At 63.2% G+C, this 20,346-nt stretch carries 17 protein-coding genes and 3 pseudogenes; 11 read left to right on the forward strand and 9 right to left on the reverse strand.

What is annotated here, in order from left to right:
* Window positions 1-64: 64 nt before the first annotated feature.
* From G361_RS47370 to G361_RS0129350, 3 genes are all read right to left on the reverse strand, one after another.
* On the reverse strand, window positions 65-1,027 hold the full coding sequence (locus G361_RS47370) for a tyrosine-type recombinase/integrase (RefSeq protein ID WP_019930705.1): 963 nt from the start codon (window positions 1,025-1,027) through the stop codon (window positions 65-67).
* Between the two features lie 311 nt (window positions 1,028-1,338).
* Window positions 1,339-2,208 (reverse strand): DUF4192 domain-containing protein, encoded by an 870-nt coding sequence (locus G361_RS0129345; RefSeq protein WP_019930706.1) that lies wholly within the window; start codon window positions 2,206-2,208, stop codon window positions 1,339-1,341.
* Window positions 2,201-2,773: a hypothetical protein gene (locus G361_RS0129350; RefSeq protein WP_155981829.1), complete on the reverse strand. Its 573-nt coding sequence runs from the start codon at window positions 2,771-2,773 to the stop codon at window positions 2,201-2,203. The genes G361_RS0129345 and G361_RS0129350 overlap by 8 nt, the downstream gene beginning before the upstream one ends.
* A gap of 616 nt (window positions 2,774-3,389) precedes the next feature.
* Here G361_RS0129350 and G361_RS49785 point away from each other — a divergent pair.
* The 4 genes from G361_RS49785 (at window position 3,390) to G361_RS47375 (ending at window position 6,310) form a co-directional block, all read left to right on the forward strand.
* Window positions 3,390-3,689, forward strand: coding sequence for a hypothetical protein (locus G361_RS49785; RefSeq protein WP_155981830.1), 300 nt, complete (start codon window positions 3,390-3,392; stop codon window positions 3,687-3,689).
* Between the two features lie 38 nt (window positions 3,690-3,727).
* Window positions 3,728-5,320, forward strand: coding sequence for an alpha/beta hydrolase (locus G361_RS45325; protein ID WP_081635632.1), 1,593 nt, complete (start codon window positions 3,728-3,730; stop codon window positions 5,318-5,320).
* Window positions 5,317-5,889, forward strand: coding sequence for a hypothetical protein (locus tag G361_RS0129365; RefSeq protein ID WP_019930710.1), 573 nt, complete (start codon window positions 5,317-5,319; stop codon window positions 5,887-5,889). Before G361_RS45325 ends, G361_RS0129365 begins: the two co-directional genes overlap by 4 nt.
* A 139-nt stretch (window positions 5,890-6,028) precedes the next feature.
* Window positions 6,029-6,310: a hypothetical protein gene (locus G361_RS47375; RefSeq protein ID WP_155981831.1), complete on the forward strand. Its 282-nt coding sequence runs from the start codon at window positions 6,029-6,031 to the stop codon at window positions 6,308-6,310.
* A 295-nt stretch (window positions 6,311-6,605) separates the two neighbouring features.
* Here G361_RS47375 and G361_RS49790 read toward each other — a convergent pair.
* Window positions 6,606-6,794, reverse strand: a pseudogene (locus G361_RS49790) (helix-turn-helix domain-containing protein); the annotation flags it as partial.
* Between the two features lie 265 nt (window positions 6,795-7,059).
* Between G361_RS49790 and G361_RS49795 the strand changes: the two are divergent.
* Window positions 7,060-8,955, forward strand: coding sequence for an alpha/beta fold hydrolase (locus G361_RS49795; RefSeq protein ID WP_155981832.1), 1,896 nt, complete (start codon window positions 7,060-7,062; stop codon window positions 8,953-8,955).
* On the opposite strand, the gene G361_RS48690 is transcribed toward G361_RS49795, so the two are convergent.
* From G361_RS48690 to G361_RS51225, 3 genes and pseudogenes are all read right to left on the reverse strand, one after another.
* Window positions 8,909-9,571 (reverse strand): metallophosphoesterase, encoded by a 663-nt coding sequence (locus tag G361_RS48690; RefSeq protein ID WP_081635634.1) that lies wholly within the window; start codon window positions 9,569-9,571, stop codon window positions 8,909-8,911. The genes G361_RS49795 and G361_RS48690 overlap by 47 nt on opposite strands.
* Window positions 9,568-10,080 (reverse strand): hypothetical protein, encoded by a 513-nt coding sequence (locus tag G361_RS49800; protein WP_155981833.1) that lies wholly within the window; start codon window positions 10,078-10,080, stop codon window positions 9,568-9,570. The genes G361_RS48690 and G361_RS49800 overlap by 4 nt, the downstream gene beginning before the upstream one ends.
* A gap of 536 nt (window positions 10,081-10,616) precedes the next feature.
* Window positions 10,617-10,763, reverse strand: a pseudogene (locus G361_RS51225) (transcriptional regulator); the annotation flags it as partial.
* Window positions 10,764-10,946: 183 nt separating this feature from the next.
* Here G361_RS51225 and G361_RS45335 point away from each other — a divergent pair.
* From G361_RS45335 to G361_RS0129390, 3 genes and pseudogenes are all read left to right on the forward strand, one after another.
* Window positions 10,947-11,879, forward strand: a pseudogene (locus G361_RS45335) (alcohol dehydrogenase catalytic domain-containing protein); the annotation flags it as partial.
* Window positions 11,880-12,002: 123 nt separating this feature from the next.
* The gene (locus G361_RS0129385) at window positions 12,003-12,602 is read left to right on the forward strand and encodes a hypothetical protein (RefSeq protein ID WP_026343649.1); all 600 of its coding nucleotides are present in this window, start codon (window positions 12,003-12,005) and stop codon (window positions 12,600-12,602) included.
* Between the two features lie 115 nt (window positions 12,603-12,717).
* Window positions 12,718-13,269, forward strand: coding sequence for a hypothetical protein (locus G361_RS0129390; RefSeq protein ID WP_019930717.1), 552 nt, complete (start codon window positions 12,718-12,720; stop codon window positions 13,267-13,269).
* Between the two features lie 234 nt (window positions 13,270-13,503).
* Here the strand turns inward: G361_RS0129390 and G361_RS49805 are convergent, their stop codons facing one another.
* Both G361_RS49805 and G361_RS49810 read right to left on the reverse strand, forming a co-directional pair.
* Window positions 13,504-14,097, reverse strand: a complete 594-nt coding sequence (locus tag G361_RS49805; RefSeq protein ID WP_155981834.1) for a hypothetical protein — start codon at window positions 14,095-14,097, stop codon at window positions 13,504-13,506.
* A gap of 286 nt (window positions 14,098-14,383) precedes the next feature.
* Window positions 14,384-14,851 (reverse strand): hypothetical protein, encoded by a 468-nt coding sequence (locus G361_RS49810; protein ID WP_155981835.1) that lies wholly within the window; start codon window positions 14,849-14,851, stop codon window positions 14,384-14,386.
* Window positions 14,852-14,862: 11 nt separating this feature from the next.
* Here G361_RS49810 and G361_RS45340 point away from each other — a divergent pair, with 11 nt between their 5' ends.
* From G361_RS45340 to G361_RS47385, 3 genes are all read left to right on the forward strand, one after another.
* Window positions 14,863-18,255, forward strand: coding sequence for a serine/threonine-protein kinase (locus G361_RS45340; RefSeq protein WP_019930718.1), 3,393 nt, complete (start codon window positions 14,863-14,865; stop codon window positions 18,253-18,255).
* Window positions 18,256-18,400: 145 nt separating this feature from the next.
* Window positions 18,401-18,751 (forward strand): effector-associated constant component EACC1, encoded by a 351-nt coding sequence (locus tag G361_RS47380; protein WP_019930719.1) that lies wholly within the window; start codon window positions 18,401-18,403, stop codon window positions 18,749-18,751.
* Between the two features lie 32 nt (window positions 18,752-18,783).
* Window positions 18,784-20,109: a tetratricopeptide repeat protein gene (locus tag G361_RS47385; RefSeq protein ID WP_155981836.1), complete on the forward strand. Its 1,326-nt coding sequence runs from the start codon at window positions 18,784-18,786 to the stop codon at window positions 20,107-20,109.
* Window positions 20,110-20,346 lie beyond the last annotated feature (237 nt).

A 20,346-nucleotide genomic window follows, 5' to 3' on the forward strand; every position in this document is an offset into this window, starting at 1 on the left:
AGGTTGATCGACCTTCTGGCCTGGGCCATTTTTGTGGCCAAGTGGCCGGAAAGTCGCCGCTATGTCAGGAGACGTCCGACGCCGCCGAATCGGGCCCGGTGGTCGCGTAGGCAGCGTCGATGGCGGCTGCTACCTGGTAGCGGACGCGCTTGCGTCCCATGTAGGTGTTCTGGGTCATCGAGGCCTCGGTGTGCCCGGCATGGTCGGCCAGCGCGACCGCGGAGATGCCGGCGTCGTCGCCGATGGTGAGCAGGGTCTTGCGCCAGGTGTGGCTGGTGATGTCGAACTCGAAGTCGAATCCGAGGGCCTTACGAACCCGTCGCCACTGGTCGTTGAAATTGGTCGGATCCATGATCGTTCCGGCCTCCGACGGGAAGATCAGGCCCAACTCGTTGCCGGGCCGAGTCTGCTGCCGACGTATCAGCCTGGCCGCGAGCACATCCGGCAACGCGATCTCACGATGGACATTCTTGGTGTTCTCGACGGTGATGCGAACCATGCCCTGGCCCTTGACCCGGATGACCTTGCCTGTGATCTTGATCGTCTTTTTCACTGGATGCGCGGTCAGAACGTCGAGGTGATTGATGATCCCGTACCGCTGCGACAGCACCGCCCGCACGATCCCCGGCCAGCCGGGCTCCGGCGAGGTGAACAACCGCAACAGCAGCAACTGCTGCTCCCCCACCGCAATACGAGCGCCGGGGCGGCCGTGCAGCAGGCCGTTGACGTTGGTGTCCCACAGGTCGAGACGATCATCGGACCGCAGCCGGCGCAGATAGCGACCCGGGATCTCCAGCCGGGCCGCCAGCTGAGACTCCGCCGGCCCGGTCAACCGGTAGGCACCGTCGACGTCAGTAACCCCGCCCTCGCCGAGGATCGGCAGGGCACCCGACACGGTGAGCAGGCTGTCGTGCGCGGTGACCGCGGTCGCGGGCAGCACCACATCGACTTTCGCTGTCTGCTGCCGCTGCAGCAGACCCACCAGATCCTGCAGATCGGCATGCCGGACAGCCGTGGACACGGACATGAGAAATCTCCTTCGAATGGGTGAAACTCGTTTCTCGAAAACAGGATTGGTTGCAGGTGCCCCGATCGAACGGGCGATCCGGACAGCCGCCGAATCGGCTGTGGCTGGTGCGCTAGTCGAGGTCTTCGCCGAGGTCGAGCGCCAGCAGAATGCGGGCGCCGTTGTCGCAGAGCCGACGCAGATCGCTCGGCGGCACCGCGGTGCTGTATCCAGCAAACGACCATCTCATGGTCCGGGGCCGCGGACAGGGCCGCGCGCAGCGCTTCGCCGACGAGCGGTCCGTTGCCGGCGAGGTAGGTACTGTAGGCCAATTACACCGCAACCTCGGCCCGATCCGCCCCCGGCACGGTCCGGGTCAGAAGAATCCACCACCGGCGCGCCGCCTCCGCCCGCACCCCACCACCGAAGGTGAACAGGCAATCCCGAATCGCCCTGTCCCGCAGAAATATCGCGCCCCGCGCGATCTGCCGTGAGGTGATCTCCCTGCCGGTGTTCAGCGTGTCGATCGCCGCGAGGATCTCACGAATCGCAGCCCGCCGGTAGACCGTGGGATCCTCGGGCCCGCCGCCGGCAATCCACTTCTCATGCACACCGGTTTCGATGGCGGGCAACAGATTCCGGATCTCCTCGCTCCGGGCAGGGTCCGGTATCAGCAGAGTGGCGACGTGGTCTCGACACAGGAATATCTGCTCGCCGGTGTAGACACGCACCGCCGTCATCTCCGCAGCAGCCGGATCGTCGAGCAGCCCGCGCTGCCGAGGATCGGACAGACTCCACCACGGCGACAGATGCCGGATCGCGTTGATGACGAACACATTCAACACTTCCGGACCGTCCGAGCCCAGCGCGCGCTCGAGCCCGGACGCCAGCTGGCGATGCTGCCGTCCAGTGGCACCGGCAGCGGGCATCGTCGGCGGCTGCGCCGCGCTGTCGATGAGGACCAGAACCACGGCACGGACTCGTTTCCGGCGGCACATCGCGGCGATCGCGGCATACAGCGCCTCGGTCCGATCCGCATCGGCAGGCAGATCACATCGAGCCACTGCACCAACAGTCATGCTGTCACCCTCCTGGTCCAGCATCACCACCACTATCGAGTCCGCCGGATAAAAGCCCAGCAACGCCGGAATCGCCGCCAGCAACGCCGCCGAACCCCGCAAACCCACCGAGTGTTCAGCCACGACCTACCTCCTCCCCCGCATCGGAAACTGAAGCCCGAGAACAGATCCCGGCCGCGCGGTCGGCGCACCACCGCTCCCACGCGTCGTGGATCGCCGGCCGCGAACCACCCGCCGCGACCAGCCCGCGATAACGCTCGCCGAACGCGACCGCATCCCCGGAACCCACACCCGCCGCATCGCACCAGCCGCGCGCGTACCCGATCGCCTCGAGACACGACGCATACGCCCACGTCCCCGGCTTGGACAATTGCCGGTCCCCCGGCACGGGCCCGACCGAGCCGGCGTCCGGGCCCGGAGAGTCGATGGCGCCCTGCGCCCGCCACCGATGCCATGCGTCGGGCACCTCCGGCATGACATCGACTGCGCTGGAATAGAATTCCGCAACCTCGATCGCGTAAGCACGCGCGAATTTCCGCACCTGTGCGTCGTCGGGCGCACCGAGAACGTCCTGCCACGCCCGCCCATAACCCTCCGCGCGAGCATGGGCCAACCGGGCCTCCGGAAACGCCTGCATCGCGCCCCGAAACCTGACCCACGCCGAACGGTCCTCACCGGAATCAGACATCCGAACGTCCTTCACGGAACGACAAAGCCCGCCTCGGACGAGACGGGCTGATCGACGAGAACTGAAAGACACAGCCAGCCGGGTTCAGGAACGAACCGCGCCACGCTGCTTCGAAACCTGCTGCGCAGGAACAGAACACCCACACCAGACCCGGCCCCGGGAAGTCAGGGACAGTGACCGCTGCCAGTGGGTACGGCAGCGGGGTGGCCGGTGGCGGGCGTCACCGCGGCAACGCCGGCGAGCGGACAGGGTGGTCAAGCCGCACGCTCTTCGCGGCTTGACCACCCCCGCCACCGGCGTAGCGTGACGCCAGCCCACCACCGGCACCCCATGCCGACCACCAAGGCTGCGTCCCCTGATGCCCTCGTCCATTCGACGATCAGGGCCAGGAGACTGCGGCGCAACAGGCAATCGCCAGCTCGTTCGAGAGGGAAGGCCACGTCGGCGCCGCCGACTCGTCCGTCGAGGCATCATCAGTTCATCGCCCGAGTCTCGTTGCGCGGGTGGATCTTTGGTCCCGTCGCAGGCACTCGGCCACGGGGCGGTGCAGTGCACATTCATGCTAGAGTCACGAAAAGTGGATGTGCACCAGCCACATTCGCCAAAGGGGAAGTTCATGGGCGACATACTCAAGGCGGATCTCGAAGTCTTGCAACAACTTGCAGGGATACTCGATCAAGAGTCGAGTGGAGTGATGGAGACGAAAATCACCGCCGCAGTTGTGATGCCCAATTCACCGATACAAGCGATATCAGCGACAGCTAGCGATGCGGTGACGAAGGCGTTCGCATTCATCGGTGGCAAGTATCGGCAGATGAGTGACGCTACGAAGACCGCGGCCAAGACTTACGACGGAGTCGAGCAAGCTCTCGCCGACCAATTCCGCAGATATGTTCACGGGGATATGCTTCAGTGACAACAATCAGCTATGTTCGCGGCTGCGACCCTCACTCCATGACCACCTTCGCCGGCGATCTGACGACGAAAACCAATCGCGTTTCGAATCTGGTTCAGAATATGAATCATTTCGTGGATTCCAGCATGGACAAATGGAAGGGAGAGGCGGCGACCGCCGCAGCAGCTCGATCCCTTTCTCACGAACTGGCCAGTAATCACCTCAGCTCCACTGTTGTGGATTTGGCCGATGCTTTCGATACGTATGGGAGTCAGCTGGCGGGGTGCCGCAGCGCGCTCACCGCCATTGTGGATACCGATGTTCCGGCGGCAGGCATGACCGTCGACGATGATGGCAACGTGACCGCGCCCAGGGTACCGATCCAGGTCAGCGGCCAGAACACGCCGGCCGTCGCTCCGCTGGCCCAGCAGATTCTCGATGCTCAAGCGGCGAGCTTCCAGGCACGTATCAAGGGCCTTCTTGCACAGTTCAGCGATATCGAAGGTAAGGCGGTACAGGCGATCAACATCGTCTTACAGGAGCTCGACACCTATCAGAAGACCCCGGACGCACCGGCAGCCCGCCCGGAGATCCAGGTAATTCTCGACGGTAAGACTGCGTTGCCGACCGATCCGCAACAACTGCACGACTTCTGGAACACGCTGACACCTGCGGAAAAGGACGCACTGTGGCAGCACGACCAATATCTCGGAAACCGGGACGGTATCCCGGCAGTGGATCGCGACCACTACAACCGGCTCAAGCTCTACGACGAAGCCGACCGAGCCCTCCGAGCCGACCCCACTCTGCAAGGCAAAGATGGAGACCTGGCCACGGTGAGCGCAGCGCTGCAGGGTTCCGATCGGTATCTGCTGCAACTCGACACGCAAAGCGGAGCGCGGCCACATGTCATTATCGCTGCGGGTAACCCCGACACCGCCGGTTCGGTCACCACCTATGTTCCGGGAACCGGTTCCCGGCCCTCACAAATGGGCGGCGACATGGGCCGGGTCGACGCGATGCGACGACAGGCGCGCCAGAGCGGGGCGAAGGACCCCTCGGTCATCGCGTGGTACGGCTACGACGCTCCCGAGAGCCTCCCCAACGCCACTCAGCAGCACTACGCCGACACCGCGGCGCCCGCACTGGATCGCTTCCAGGACGGGCTGCGAGTCACCCACGATGGCCCGGCCTCACACAACATTGTTCTCGGGCACAGCTACGGCACCACCGTGGTCGGTGACGCGGCTGGGCACGGGCACAGTCTGAATGCCGACTCCATGGTTCTCGTGGCGAGTCCGGGTACGACCCTGGACGGCGCGGATGACGCCAATCTGACTGGTGTGCCGCACGACCAGGTGGCGAAACACATCTTCGCGACGAAGGCCGCCAACGATCCGATCCCGGCACTGTACCCCGACAGCCAGGTCGCTCGATACGTGCCGGGCATGGGTGATTTCAACCAGGATCCCACCGGCCCCGACTTCGGTGCGCGTGTGTTCCAGTCGGATCCGGGAAGCTCCCGCTGGTACGAGTTGGGCTACGACGGTAAGGCACACAGTCAGTACTGGGATCATGACAGCAAGTCACTGATCGCCATCGGCGAGCTCATCGCCGGACACGACGACCAAGCGGTGAGAGGCAGTAGATGAACATGATCGGATCACGCACCCGATCGGTACTCGTCGCCATGGGTATCGCGACGGCAGTGCTCGGCCCGCTGATCGGATGCAGCGACAGCAAGGGAGAACATGTGACCACAGCGCTGACCGAGGCCGTCGCCAGGGACCAGATCATCGCCTACTTCACGGAGACGCTGCAAGCCCTGCCGGCCGGCGTGCGATTGTCATTGACACCGGCCAACACCGATCTGACCGCTCTCGATCCCAGCATTACCGTCCCGTGCAACGACAGAAGTGGCGATACCAGCGGACCGGTGCAAGCTCAAATCGCGTACTGGGTTGTCGGTGTCCCGAACGGGCAGACCTCCCGTTACTTCGGATTGATCCGCGATACGTGGACCGGCAAGGGATACCGCCTCGCCCCGCAATCGGATGCGAGGCGGGCCTCCACCGTCACTCCTGACGGATACAGCCTGGCCGTGCAGGACGCAGGAAAGGGCGACGGCTCATTGAGCCTGTCGGCGGGGTCGCCCTGTTTCCCGGAATCCGCCAAGGGCACGACGGCACCGCAGCCTACCGAGATTCAACGCCCAGCCTGACCGCGATCCACATCAGGCCAGGGAAGGACCAGAGATGTTTCCGCAACGAAACGATTCAGAGGAACTCGGTCTCAAGGTACAACGCGCTCAATACGCGCTCGAACAAGCCCGCGGTGTAGGCATGGTCAGAGGAGTCCGGGTGACCATCGACGCCCAGAACCAGTTGCTGTCAGTAACCGTCGAAGACGAAGAACTGATCCTCGCCGCATACAAAGCCGCAGTAAAAGACCTAGAGCTCAAAATCGAGGCCGCGATCCACGAGATTCGCTCCGATTCTCGCCTGGAAGCGATTTCCACTTTCGCAGAAGCAAACCGCGGAAGTCTGGAAGCCGATCGAGTGCGACGTCAGCGTTCACGAGAGGACGAGGACAACAACTACTACGAAGAGCGGAACAATCGAGGCTGGTTCTTCGAGAACTAAGTCGATTCGTACAGCACCATCAGACTGCCCGGTTTCTCCACCGACTGCGAGTTGCCGGCATCAGATGTTCGGAGTGCTCGGCGGATGTGCACAGGACCGTGTCCGAGTGGCCGAGCGTGCTTCGACGCTGAGCAGAGCCGCGGGATTCAGTCTTCAAATCGAACCGCCCCGCTCGACGGTTTTCTTCCGCATGTCACCGTCAGGCTGTGGGTGAACTCAACGCAAGTGCCTCGGCCAGCCAGGCACGGTCACCCCTCGGCTCGTTGTGACCGAGCGGGCGAGCCAGTATTCGAGACAGGTGCACCCGTTCGGCATCGTCGAGTTGCAAGGCTCGGGCGAGGTTGTCCAGTACTGATTCGGAGACGCCCGCGAGGTTGCCGCGTTCCAGGCGCACGTAGTAGTCGATGCTCACTCCGAGCTGGGTCGAGGACTCCCGCGACCGATAACCCCCAGCCTGCCGTGTCAGGCCAGGCCCATAGACCGGTCAGGAAGCCTACTGAACCAACCCGACACCAGCAGGCAAGGAATCGGTAGCCAAGCATTCGATACCGTTGGCACACGGACTGCCGCGCCCCTTCAGGACTTGCCATCGAACAACGAGGTCGCCCAGCTTGAGCCCACGGCTTCTTGAGCCTCACGGGAGCACTCAGATGCTTCAAGAAGTCGATCAAGCCAGATCCACGATGTGAGAAACGGTCTCAGCAAAGGGGTCGGATACGCCCCGGTTAGGTGGGATCTATGATCATCAAATGAGTGTTCGACTCGCAGTCATCTTTGTACATGGCCTGTTCTCGTCAGGCGCAACATGGGACAGCCTTGTCCGGTTGGTCAACGAGGACGAAAGCATGCGCGACATCGATGTTCTTCGCTACGAGTACCCGACTCCCAAGGTGTCGATAAATCCATTTCGATCGGTGCCCACCTTCGATGATGCAGCCGACGGGCTTGCAACGTTCATTAAGAATCAGGTCTCGTCGCCATCGAGGATCGCGATTGTCTGCCATAGCCAAGGAGGGCTGATTACGCAAAGATTCTTGTCTAGAAGCATTCAGAGAGGTCTGAGGCACGAGCTCGAAAATATCGCGACTATTATTATGTTCGCCTGCCCGAACGCTGGCTCGGAATTCTTCATCACCTTTAGAAAGTCGGCCAGATTCTGGAGACAACCGCATGAGCGTTCACTTCGCCCATTGAACCGGGAAGTTATAGAAGCACGTACAATCGTGCAAAGAAATATTATCTATGCCGACTCGAGTGATCCTAAATCTTTGCACATCCCAATATTTCTGTATGCTGGCGCTAGCGGCGGCATAGTTTCCACTTCATCTGCGCGCGACGGCTTCCCACCGGAAAATACCGGCATCTTGCCTGGTGATCATTTCTCTATCATAAAACCGACTTCTAGCCAAGATGACGTTTATAAAGCACTGAGGCGACACCTCGTCGAAGCACGCTGTAAGCCACCCACATCAGTTGACCCGAACTCTAGCCGGCGCGAGAATCAGGCGGAAGATGCCGATTCTAACCGTAGCATCGACGTTAGCGATCTTACGGAACGGGCGGAACGATACCTGGCGCAAGGATTAATAGCTCAAGCTAAAGCCACCTTTCAAAGTGCAATCGTTACAAACGACATTGCCGCCCTGGAGAGCTATGCAAAATTCCTAAGGAGAATTGGCGATTCCAGTGCATCAATAGAAGTGGGCTACCGGATAATAGAATTATTGGCAGATCGAGATGATTGTGACAAATACGCAATCACTCGATCTCGAGTAATGTCCAGTATCGGAATCACGCAGCGGAAGATGGGGAAGTTCCGTGACTCCAGCTACGCCTTGAGGGAAGCGGTAGAGGCCGCCAGTGGCGATTCAGAGGGGCAACTCAAAGCGCGAGCATATGCGCTCGATAACTTGGCGCACACTATTGATCGCCTTGGTGATATCGACGGCGCAAAAAAACGGTTCCAGGCCGCTTTTCGTATCCGAGAGCAGGTCGGTAGCCGACTTGAGCGAGTGCATTCGCTTCTGAACATCGCGCGGCTAGAAACCCGTCTGGGTGATCTGAATTCGGCACTTGAAAAGTGTAACGAAGCTCGGACGTTGCTGACTCCGGAAGATCGCTCTGAGTCAGCGGCAGTATTTTCCGCATTGGGAGAGATTCAGTTAGCCATGCGAGATATGGGCAGTGCTGAAGCGAGTTTTCGGAACGCACTGGAAGTCAATCTTAGTACGGGTCGCCCGACAAATATCGCGCTAGCACAGCATCAACTCGCAGGAGTAGTACTGGAGCGGGGAAGTCTGTTCGAAGCTCGACTTCTTGCCCAGCAATCTTTGGAGAACAATACCGCAGCGTCGAATATCGAAGGAAAGAACCGTTCGCGACAGTTGATCGCGCGCATTGTGTCCGCGAGTGGCGATTTTGAACAAGCGATCGAGATTCTGACTGAATGTGCTGAAGAGTGCAACACGTCGGGACACGTAACCGCAGAAGCGTGGGCGAGAATCAGCCTCGCCGAGTCCTTGATAAAGTCCGGTCGTAGAGATGAGGCACGAGACAGCCTCAGAAGAGCCAAGGAGCTTGCGACGGCAATTGAGAATTCTACTCTACTGGCCAAAATCGAGGAACAGCAGAAGTTTGCGATATGACTTGATTTCCAGATCCATCAACCTGAGTCACTTTCAGCGATGGCCAAAAAAGGCAAGTCAATCGGCCCGACTCCATAGTGCCGCAGCCTGTGTCGATCCCCGCCCAATCGACTTCGACTCTAGGCAACAAGTTCTTGTTCGGTACATGGCCAAAGATTCGGTATCGGACATTGATTTGATCTGGCAAGTTATCGCCAGGGCTATGAGTTACTGCAAGCCCATCAGCACTCACATACCACGGCCGAAGCGAGTTCAAGAAGGCCAAATGCTCGAATGGAACAGATTCTTGGAGTTGGCCTGCAACATCTGCCCCAGGGACTTTGACGTAGGATTTAATCGTTGGAGCACCACCAATGTTCAACAGTTGCGATATAGAGCCTGACTGAATAGCGCTCCGAAGCACAGTATCATGGTTGCCAGCCAAAAAAATTGCATCCGGACGATTACGCGATAGCGAAATCAGCATCTCGATAACTCCAGAACTGTCTGGCCCGCGGTTCACGTAGTCGCCAGTAAAAACAATAGTGCCGCTCCAGTCCTCTAACAATCGCAGCACTCCGCGCAGTGCGGCGCTATTTCCGTGAATGTCACCTATTACCGCAAATCGTTCAGTCACAGTAGCACCTTCGGCAGTTCGGAGTAGGCTATGTTTTCGTCCTCGCTATCCTCATCCTGTGAGGCGCGTATCGCAAGAGCTGCGAGATTTCGATCATCTTCCCAGCGTGCGATCGAGAGCGCTTCTAGCGATGGATATTCAGGTACGGAAAGTGGGCCAAAGATTGCCTCTATCCTGCCGATTAGCTCGGCAAGAAGATCCATTGTCGGGTTGCCGGTTACAACGGGATCTGATGCCAGTAGCGTCGCCAATCGTGGATCATTAAAACGGTCGGCAAGCTGACGCACAGAAAAGCACGAATCACCGCTCTTCATAGACAGAGCATAGATGGCCGTTCGGAGCAGGTATCTCGCCAATCGCACCATTCCCGAGCAATGCAACTCTTTTTCAGCGGTAGACTGGGAGAGTATTGTTGAATACCCTTTGACGCGATCGAGTAATTGATCTGGATCGGCGGGCTCCAATGCCTCCAGTATTCTGGTGAGATTGTTATCGCGCTCGGCCAGCACTTTACCGTCGCGCCGGAGGTGAGTGCCGAATAGTGTTGCAGTGGCGCTTTCCAGCTGTTGGCGAGTATATGACTAACAGATGCACGACCAATCTTGAAGGTCGGTGAACTGCAGGAGTTGGTGTATCGAAGAAGGTCGAAGTCCGACGAAGGTAAGTAGTCGCGCCGAGCGCGACTTCCATAAAGGACCAAGCCTAAAGTACGACTCTCGATGCGCTCCATAACGCCGAATAGTTCAGCCGAATTCAGGTTCAATCGCTGGAGCGCACATCGAATTTCACTCGCGCCGAGAGCCTTTTCGAACAATGCTATACCTACTTCGTCGGACGATCCTTTGCTATGCGCGGATCAGTGTTGAATTGACTTTTAGATTGCTGTGACTGCATGAATATCGTACAGCGAAGTGTTTCCGTGAAGACCTCTCCACGCCGGAACCGAAGTCACAGACAACGCATAGTTCGGGGTAGATGTAGGGCAAGGGTGGCGTCTTTGTGCGCGTACCATGAGGAGCCTCCGAAGAGTGTGTAACCGACATCTCACCCCTGCGGGAAGGGCAACTTCCTCCCGGCGGAGCCCTTTCACACGCCGGTTACCGCTGTAGGCGGGAAGTCCGGCGCGTCCGAGGGTAAGCCGGGCTTGCCCCGAGGTGAGGAATTCCCGCACCTGGGCACGCTGGTCATCCATGTCCTCCACCGTAGGCTGGATCGCGGCAGGGCAGGGAGGTACCGCGATTACTCGGAACGTCCACCACTCCCACCGCCGCCGAATCCGCGCTGTATTCGAACTCGACACCGCGACAGCAAACGGTCGGTGATGTGAAGGGGGCTCGATGCGATTCCACCCGACCTCGTTCAGGAAGGACTTTCCATGCGCGCGACCTATATGTACGGACCCGGAGATGTCCGCGTCATCGACGTTCCCGACCCGGTGATCCGTCAACCGGCCGATGCCCTGGTGCGAGTGGCCGCCGGCTGCATCTGCGGCTCGGACCTGCACCCCTACCACTCCATGGCGCCGACCGAGGCCGGAAAGTCGATGAGGCACGAGTTCCTCGGGGTGGTGGAGGACATCAGCACCGCGGTGACCACCGTGAAGAAGGGTGACGTGGTGATCGCGCCGTTCGTCTGGTCGGACGGTACCTGCGATTTCTGCCGCGAAGGATTGCAGACCTCGTGCCGGCACGGCGGGATGTGGGACGCCGACGGTGTCGGCGGTGGCCAGGCCGAGGCGATGCGGGTTCCGCAGGCCGACGGCACCCTGGTCCCCGTCCCGGTCACCGAAGACTCTCCCTGCTGCCGTCGCTGCTCACCCTGTCGGATGTGTACGCCACCGGCTACCACGCCGCGGTGACTGGCGGTGTGACCGCGGGCACGGCGGTGACGGTGCGGTGGGCCTGCTGGCGGTGCTGTCCGCTGCACAGCTCGGCGCCGAGCGGATCATCGTGATGGGCCGCCACAAGGACCGCACCGATCTGGGCCGCGAGTTCGGCGCCACCGAGGTGGTCGCCGAACGCGGCGAGGAAGGGATCGCCGCAGCACCGAGCTGACCGGCGGGGACGCTACCCCGGTGGTGCTGGAGGCCGACGGTCACAAGCCCGCCTACGAGCAGGCCGTCGGCGTGGTCCGCACCGGCGGGGTGATCAGCCGTGTCGGCGCGCCGCAGTAGGAGAACGCACCGGCCGGATTCGCCAGTCTGTTCACCCGCAACATCACCCTCACCGGCGGGATCGCCCCCGCCCGTGCCTACATCGGCACATTGTTCCCGGGGGTGCTCGACGGCCACGTCGATCCTGGCAAGGTGTCCATGCTTGAGAATTCGCCGATGCACGCCCTTCGGATCCCTCTTGCCGACAACATGATTCGCATCCGAAGTAGCACCATCCAACCTACGATGTGAGAACCGCTCGAACGGGGGATGTGCGGAATGATCAGCGTCTTCGTCGCCGCTGTGGGCGTATTAGGAACAGCCCTTGGTGCTGCGCTGTCGGCGTTCTTCGCGGCCAGATCCGAAGGACGCCGTCAGGGTGTGTTGGAGCGTCAGCAGGTGCGACAGGAACTCATGCAGAAGGATGCCCAGCTGCGCGAGTTACGGCTGGAACACCTGAGGTGGCGCCGAGAACGCCGTCAGGCTGCCTACCTCGAGCTACTCACCGCACTGAGTGCCGCGGACCGAGCCAACCAACAGTATTTCCGCGAACTGCGCGCCGGCGCGCCGCCGATGCCAGTGGACGACGCTCGTCTGACCGAGATCCGCCGCCTGTTCAAGGACTGCGAGCAGATCCTCTACATGGTCGCCCTCGAAGGCCCGGCCGATGTCGCCGAGGTCGCACAGCACCTGATTGAGCACTTCGGCGCCTTGGTCGCCGCGGTCCGGCAGTACGCAGAGGCTCAATCGGCCGCCATTGCCGATCTGGCCGAGGACAGCAATACAGTTGACATGACCGGCCAGTCCTTCATGACCACCCAAAAAAAGTTCGTCAGCACTGCTCGCGATGCACTGGACGAGATCGTCGGCGAACCGTGAACGAGCATCACGTCATGAACACTCGTCGGGATCGCTCGACCCGCGGACCAGACCGGCGCTGCTGGTTTTGCCGACACCATCGAGGGATCCGCGGAGTTCGGTGACAGTCGTAGTCGTGACCACAGGCAGAGACGAAGCCCGGCGCCCCGGCCCGAGCCTGGACATCGTGCACTGGCACCTGATGCGAGAGGACGCGCAGCGGACTGCGATCTCCGTCCGCGCCGGCACGGTGCTCAGCGCCAACACACTCGTCGTCGCCGGGACCGCACTGGCTTTCTCCCTGAAAAAGACGGAGCCACTGAGCCTCTGGGTGTTCCTGCCTGCAATCGGCGCGCTCGTCCTGGTCGGCGGATCGGTCGTCTACGCCGCGCAGGCGCTGGTCATGCTGCGGAGCACCGAACGCCGGTTCACCCAGCCACGCACGCCAGCCTCGACCGTCTACAGCCTGTCCCGGATCAGCCGGACCTGGACGACCTTCGAGGACTTCCGGACGGCAGTGGTGGATCTCTCCCCTGAACAGCAACTCCGTGGAGCACTCGACGAGTTGTGGCGTGTCTCCCAGCTCCATTCCTACCGCTACCGCCGATTCCGGACAGCCACATGGCTTCTGCTGCTCGCCATCGCAATGCTCCTCATCTCGGCCACCGCAGCTGCCGTGACGTACTGACCCTGCGAGAATGGCTGTGGGAGTACGACCTTGACCGCACTGGGTACCGGCCCGCGAGACACATCCACGCATACACGAGGAACACCCTCCGGACCCACACCGCAAATACGCCGTATTTCTCCGGGCTCATCACCACGCGGGCGGGGACACAGTTACGTGATCGCCTGGCCGTTCCGGAAGTTCGGCTCATCCCCGCACGTGCGGGGAGCAAACCTACCGAGGCTTCACACTCGGTCAAGCCTGATCCAGCAGCCGTCCTTGAGCGAGTTCATCGAGCCATCCGACTGTGGTCTTGAGTAAATCCGCGTCGACGGTGAGGCTTGCTGTCTCCGTGTACCCGTTCTCGGCTGAGACGATGCATGCATTGGCCATCGGCACACCTGCCCTCCGCCAGCGCTCGATGATGGCGCGCTCGACGACGCGAGCATCGGTTCGCCGCAACACCCAGAGGCAGCGCCTGCCGTTCACTTCGGCCAATCGCCACCCGCGGCGACGGTGGGACTGCAGTCGCGTCGACGTCGTGCCGGCGATACCAACTTTGAGCGCCCAACGACGTTCCGACTGCATCAGGTACACCGTAGTCGGCTCGCTGGCCCGTCGCGCGCGATTGCAGTCAGGGCACCGCGTTTCAGTTTCGTCGCTCAGGTCGATATTCGTCGGTAAGAACCAACCCTCAGCGTCCGCCATAGCACGAAGAGCCTCGCCGGCGGCGTTGACGGCTGCTGCCTCGTCTCTGTCGCTGTGCACTCGAATCTTGACTTCAGCCTCGCGGAACTCGCGGCCACAGGCACCACAACCCTGCAGCCATGCAACCAAATACCGTGCCATGAAGCCGATTGTCCGCCGCAGTCACGACCGTAATCCGTCGAGTCCTTCGGCGGCCTGGAGTGTCCCCGTTTCGGTGGACACGGGCTCAAGCCGCGATCTCCAGCTCCGTAGGCTGCGGCTACTTCAGCGATCGTCGCAGGTGACAACCGCCGATCCAGCCGTCGTGGTTGGACTGTGCTGCTGTCTACCGGCGAAGGCCGGCGGGTGGTCGTAGCCTCGATCTTGCTGATCACCTTGGCCAGCCAGTCCGGTTCCCACTGTTTCAAGTACCGTCCGGTTACCCCTACTACCGGCTCAGGCCAGAAGGTTGATCAACCTTCTGGCCTGAGCCGTTTTCATGGCAAGGTTGTCGGAAAGGGACCGCTATCTCCAGCGACTCCCCGAGGATCGAACCAGCTTCCCTACCTGCGTAGGCAGCGTCGATGGCGGCTGCTACTCGGTAGCGGACACGCTTGCGTCCCATGTAGGTGTTCTGGGTCATCGAGGCCTCGGTGTGCCCGGCGTGGTCCGCCAGCGCGACCGCGGAGATGCCGGCATCGTCGCCGATGGTGAGCAGGGCCTTGCGCCAGGTGCGGCCGGTGAACAGATCTCCGCGGATCCGGGTCGGGGTCGAGCAGTTGGGTGCATGCGTTCGCCGCGGATGGCAGGTGCAAATTTTGCTGGTTAGACTGGTTGGGTTCGTTGCTGCCGGTCGGCAGCAGTGTGCGTCGAAGTGCGTCCGATCAAATCCGTGTGACTCGATTACGTTGCCCATCGGAGCGCGTCATGAGACCTCGGCCGATATCCGGCGACGGCATCGCCTCGGAGTTGCTGGCTGCTGGATTCGAGGATCCTGAGCAGATCAGGCGCGATGGGTTCGGGCCGGTGTACCGGTGCCTGGAACAGCCGCTGCGCCGATCGGTGGCGGTCAAGGTGATCGTCGCGGCCCTCGATGACCAGCGGCGAGGACGTTTCCTACGGAACCAGCGGATGACGACGACGCTGTCGACGCATCCCAATATCGCGCCGGTTCTGCGGGTCGGTGTCACGGAGTCCGGGTTTCCGTTCCTGGTCACACCGTTCTATCGCCGAGGCTCGCTGGAGCAGTGGATTCATCGCGACGGTGCGCTGCCGTGGCCGGACGTGCTGTCGATAGGGGTCAAACTCGCCGGTGCCCTGGCTGCCGGGCATGCCACGGGGGTCGTCCACGGTGATGTCAATCCGACCACCACCCTCATCAGTGACTTCGGTGAGCCGCAATTGGCGCATTTCGGCCTGGGCGAGATGTATGCCGGTCTGACGGCCCCGGACGGCATCATCACCGGTCCGCCCGCGCATATCTCGCCGGAGGTTCTTCAGGGCAGCTCGGCGACTGCGGTCTCGGACGTCTACGGGCTCGGTTCGACCCTGTTCACCGCGCTCACCGGGCATGCCGCCTGCACCCGCAAACAGGGGCGGTCATTGGTCGGGCAATTCACCCGCGTCGGTATCGAACCGGTTCCGGATCTCCGTGCCATCGGTGTGCCGGCGCCGCTGTGCTCGGTGGTCGAAGCGGCGATCGAGTACCGGCCCGAGGATCGGCCCGCCACCGCCCGCGAATTCGTCGCGCGACTGCACAACGTCCAGTTCTGCCTGGGACTTCCGGTCGATCCGGTGGAGGCGACCGTGCCGGCCGGGGCCACGGAGCCGGTGGTGCGCCGCCGACTCCGTCCACCGGTGACGCCGATAACGCGTTTCCTGCCTCCGGTCGCGTCCGGTCGGCTGGTCGACCGCCCGCGGCTGTTGCGGATGCTGCGTGACGGTCAGCCCCGGCGGCTGGTGTTGATCCACGCTCCACCCGGGTACGGCAAGAGCACCCTGGCCGCCCAATGGGCCGCCGAATTGGCCGGCGACGGTATCCCGGTGGCCTGGTTGACCCTGGTGGCCGACGACAACAGTCCGGCCTGGTTCCTCACCCGCTTGGTGGAGGCTGTAGTCCAGGTCAGGCCCGATCTGAGCGGTGAACTCACGCAGGCGCTGGATGAGGGGATCGACGACAGCGCCGACCGGGTCCTCACCAGGCTCATCAACGAAGTCCACGAGGGTGGCCGGACCGTCGCGGTCGTCCTCGACGGCTGGCATCGCATACACAGTGGCGCGATACGCGAGGCGATGCGATTCCTGCTCGACAACGCCTGCCCGCACCTGCGCCTGATCGTCCTGAGTCGCTCATCGACCGGACTTCCGCTGGCCCATATGCGAGTTCGCGACGAACTGGTCGAAATCGACGAGAACGCACTGCGTTTCGACAATTCCGAGGCGGAATGCCTGCTGCTCGACATCGGCGGCCTGCCGCTGGCCCGGGCACAGGTGGATCAGCTGCGCGCGGTGACCGAGGGCTGGGCCGCGGCGCTGCAACTGGCGTCGCTGTCGCTGCGCGCGCAACGGGACCCCGCCGTGCACATCGACCGTATCGCCGGCCATCACACCATCGGCGAGTATCTGATGGAGAGCGTCATCGACCATCTCGAACCGGACCTGCTCGGATTCATGATGAGTACCGCCGTCACCGACAAGGTCTGCGCGGATCTCGCCGAGGCGCTCACCGCGACATCGCCGGCGCAGGACGTGCTCGAGCAGATCGTCCAGCGTGATCTGTTCCTGCGCAGCATCGACGACGAACGGCGGTGGTTCCGCTACCACAACCTGTTCGCCGGGTTCCTCCGGCAACGGCTGGCCAGGGTTGACCCGGACCTGCCGCAACGCCTGCATGCCGTCGCCTCGTCCTGGTTCGCCGATCATGCGATGGCGGCCGAGGCCGTCGACCACGCTCTCGCCGCCGGCGAACCCGAGCGCGCTGTGGCCCTGGTGGCCGATCACGCCGACGACCTGCTGGCCCAGGGACGCATGGCGATGCTGCTCGCCCTGGCCGACAAACTGCCCCGATCCCTCGCCGAGGCCGACGCACGACTGCAGATCGACCTCGCGTGGGCGCAGATGTCGCTGTTCCACCTCGACGCCGCCCGTGCTGCCCGCGGCCGGGCCGAAGCGATCATCGCCGCGCGACCGGCCGATGAGGGCAGCGACGATCTGGCGTTCGAAGCCGAGATCCTGAAACTCGCCCACATGCTCCAATCCGATCACTTCGACGAGCTGTCGCCGGCGGCCCGGCAACGGCTGGTGCGACCGGCCGACTCGTACCTGGCACAGATCGGGGCTCGTGCGGCGGCCACCACGGCGTTCTTCCGCTTCGACTTCGACGAGACCCGCCGATGGTACGAATGGGCGGCCCCGCACCGCGGCGAGAGCCGGTCGTTTCTCGTGGTACTCGACAACGTCATGGACACGATGGCCGCCATGGCCGCGTTCGAGCAACTCGACATCGAAACCGCCGAAGCGATTCTGCGGCACTCGATGACGCTGACCTTCGAAGCCGGGCCCCGCGCCCGGCCGATCCGGATCCTGCCGGCCGCGCACCTGGCCGAACTGCTGTATCACACAGGACAATTCGCCGAAGCCGACGAACTGATCCCGGCCGGTGAGGACATCGAGGCCGCCAACGTCGAAGTGATGCTGGCCGCGTACGGAACCTCCGCCCGGCTCGCCGGCCTGCGTGGTGACATGCCGGCCGCGCAGCAATGCCTGGACAGGGGTCATCGCGTCGCGCACCGGCTGGCACTGCCACGGCTGTCCGCTCGCATGCTCAACGAGCGCATCCGGCTGGGCCTGCCCGTCACCCAGGACGAGCGCCGCCGCCTCGACCGTCTCGGTCCCTACCAGCGCCAGCCCGACCACATCCGCGCCACCACCGCCGAACTCGATCACGACTCCGCGATCCGCATCCTGCTCGCACAACGATCACCGACCGCCACCGAGCAGGCCGTCGACGCCGCCGAAAACCTGTTCCACAAGATCAGCGAACAACACCGCCCCCGCGCGATATTGCAGGCGCAACTGCTCTACGGAGGCTGCCTGGCCGCCGCCGGCGCGACCGTGGCCGCCCTGGCCCAACTCACCCCCGCGCTGGCCCGCTGCGCCGACACCGGACTGGTCCGATTCGCCGTCGACAGCGCCGGCCCGGCCCTCGCCGCCATCGCCGAAACCCTCCACAGCGCACCCGAAGACCCCGGCGTGCCGCCCCGGCGCTTCCTGCAACGGCTGCTCGACGACATCGAAGCCGGCCGCGGGGCTCCCGGTTGACGCGGAGTCCCTGTGTCCGCCTGCGGCATCGATCCGCCGGGGCTCGATGCTCGCTGCCGCCCGAGAACCGCTGGTATCCGACGTCGAGGTGAACCGAGCGCGGCACTGAGGCAGGATGTCCCTTGTGTCGGAGGGGAATTCAGAGTTGACGATCGGGGTCGAGGGTGGCCCGGACGAAGTGCTCGCACTGCTGGACTGGTTCGGTCACGATGACGTCCTGCGCGGCCGGGTACGGCCGGTGGCTGCGGGAGCCGGGGCGGGGCAGATGTCCGGCGGTGTGTACGAGGCGATCGGGGTGGCGCTCGGCGCGGGCGGGGTCGCGTCGGCGCTGGTGAGGTCGTTGACGGCCTGGGTGACCCATCGTCGCTCCGACGTGAAACTCACCTTCACCCGTGGTGATACCACCGTCGAGTTCGACGGTGCCCGCGTCGATCCCGAGGAGGTGCTGCGTGAATTGCGGAGCCTCCTCGAACCACCGGGCGGCGCCGCGCAATGACCGGATCCGAGGGCCCGGGCGATTCTCGTGCGGTGTTGATCGGTACCGCACGCTACGACCACCACCGCCTGGCTTCGATCCCCGGCGCCGCGGCGAACGTCGCCGACCTCGCCGAGATCCTCACCAGGCCGGGAGCGGCATTCACCACCGAACAGTGCGCGACGGTGGTCGATTCCGGTCGGGCCGTCGATGTCGGCGATGTCGTCGGTCGGGCCGCGCGGGAGGCGGTCGAGGTGCTGTTGGTGTACTACACCGGTCACGGGCTGCTCGACCGCCGAGGGCGCCTGCACCTCACCGTGACCAGCAGTGACCCTGATCGGATCCGGTGGACCACGGTGCCGTTCGAGGTTCTGCGCGAGGAGATCCTCGACAGCGGCGCCCGCGCCCGGATCCTGATCCTGGACTGCTGCTTCGCCGGCCGCGCCTTCGAAGCCATGGCCGACCTGCCCAGCCTGGTCGCCGGGCAGACCGATATCCGCGGGACCTACACGATCGCGTCGTGCTCGGCGAACGAACCGTCGTTCGCTCCGGCCGGTCGGCGCAACACCGCGTTCACCGCCGCGCTGCTCGCCGCTGCCACCACCGGTGGCACCCTCGACGAGCTGTACCGGGAAACCGACCGGTGCCTGCACCGGGACGGGCATCCCCGCCCGCACCGCCGTGGTATCGATATCGCCGGCGAGCTGCGCCTGTTCGGACGTCCGCGCGACCCGGTACTCGCGGTGACCGAGGATCTCGACGAGGACGCCGAGATCGAAAGCTTGGAACGTGCTGCCCGAGCGGGGGATTTGAACGCCATGCGCAGCCTCGGCGATCTGCTCGGCCGACGAGGGAGAACCGCCGACGCCGAAATCTGGCGTGGACGTGCGGCCGACGTCGGCAACGCGATGCTCGCCAAGGCGGAAGGGCTGGTGCGGCAGGGCAACATCGCCGAAGCCGAAACCTGGTGGCGGCACGCCGCCGACGCCGGCAACGCTGCCGCGATGTACAGCCTGGGTGTCGGATTCAGTGGGAAAAACCCGGCCGAAGCCGAACACTGGTACCGGCGTGCCGCGGAGGCCGGCAGCAACGAGGCGGCCTACGCCCTGGGACACCTGTTCAAACGGAAGGGCGACACAGCCGACGCCATCACCTGGTACCGGCGTGCCGCGAAGGCCGGTAACACGAGCGCGATGCGCAACCTCGGACACCTCATCAAGAGACAAGGCGATGCGTCGGCCGCGGAATCCTGGTACCGGCAGGCTTCCGAGGCCGGCGACATGTACGCGATGCGCAACCTCGCGGATCTGCTTCAGCAGCAAGGTAATTCAGCCGAGGCCGAACTCTGGTACCGGCGTGCGACAGAGATTGCCCGATAACGTCGGGCAACCGGTCGACCACCACCCGGCCGCCGCGACCGTCGCCCGGCAGCTGATGACCAGTGGCACAACATCATTCGCAACGGCATCGAGCACATGCAGGCCACCGGCGGCATGGGTCCGGCCGCCGAGGCCGCGCTCGCCGCGTGCACGACGGCGCGGTCCCGATGACCGTCACCAGTTCACCGGACCAATCACCGCCGGGCAACGGGTCCATGCTGGCCACCCACGCCGCGC

The organism is Nocardia sp. BMG111209 (assembly GCF_000381925.1).
Classification (GTDB): Bacteria; Actinomycetota; Actinomycetes; order Mycobacteriales; family Mycobacteriaceae; genus Nocardia.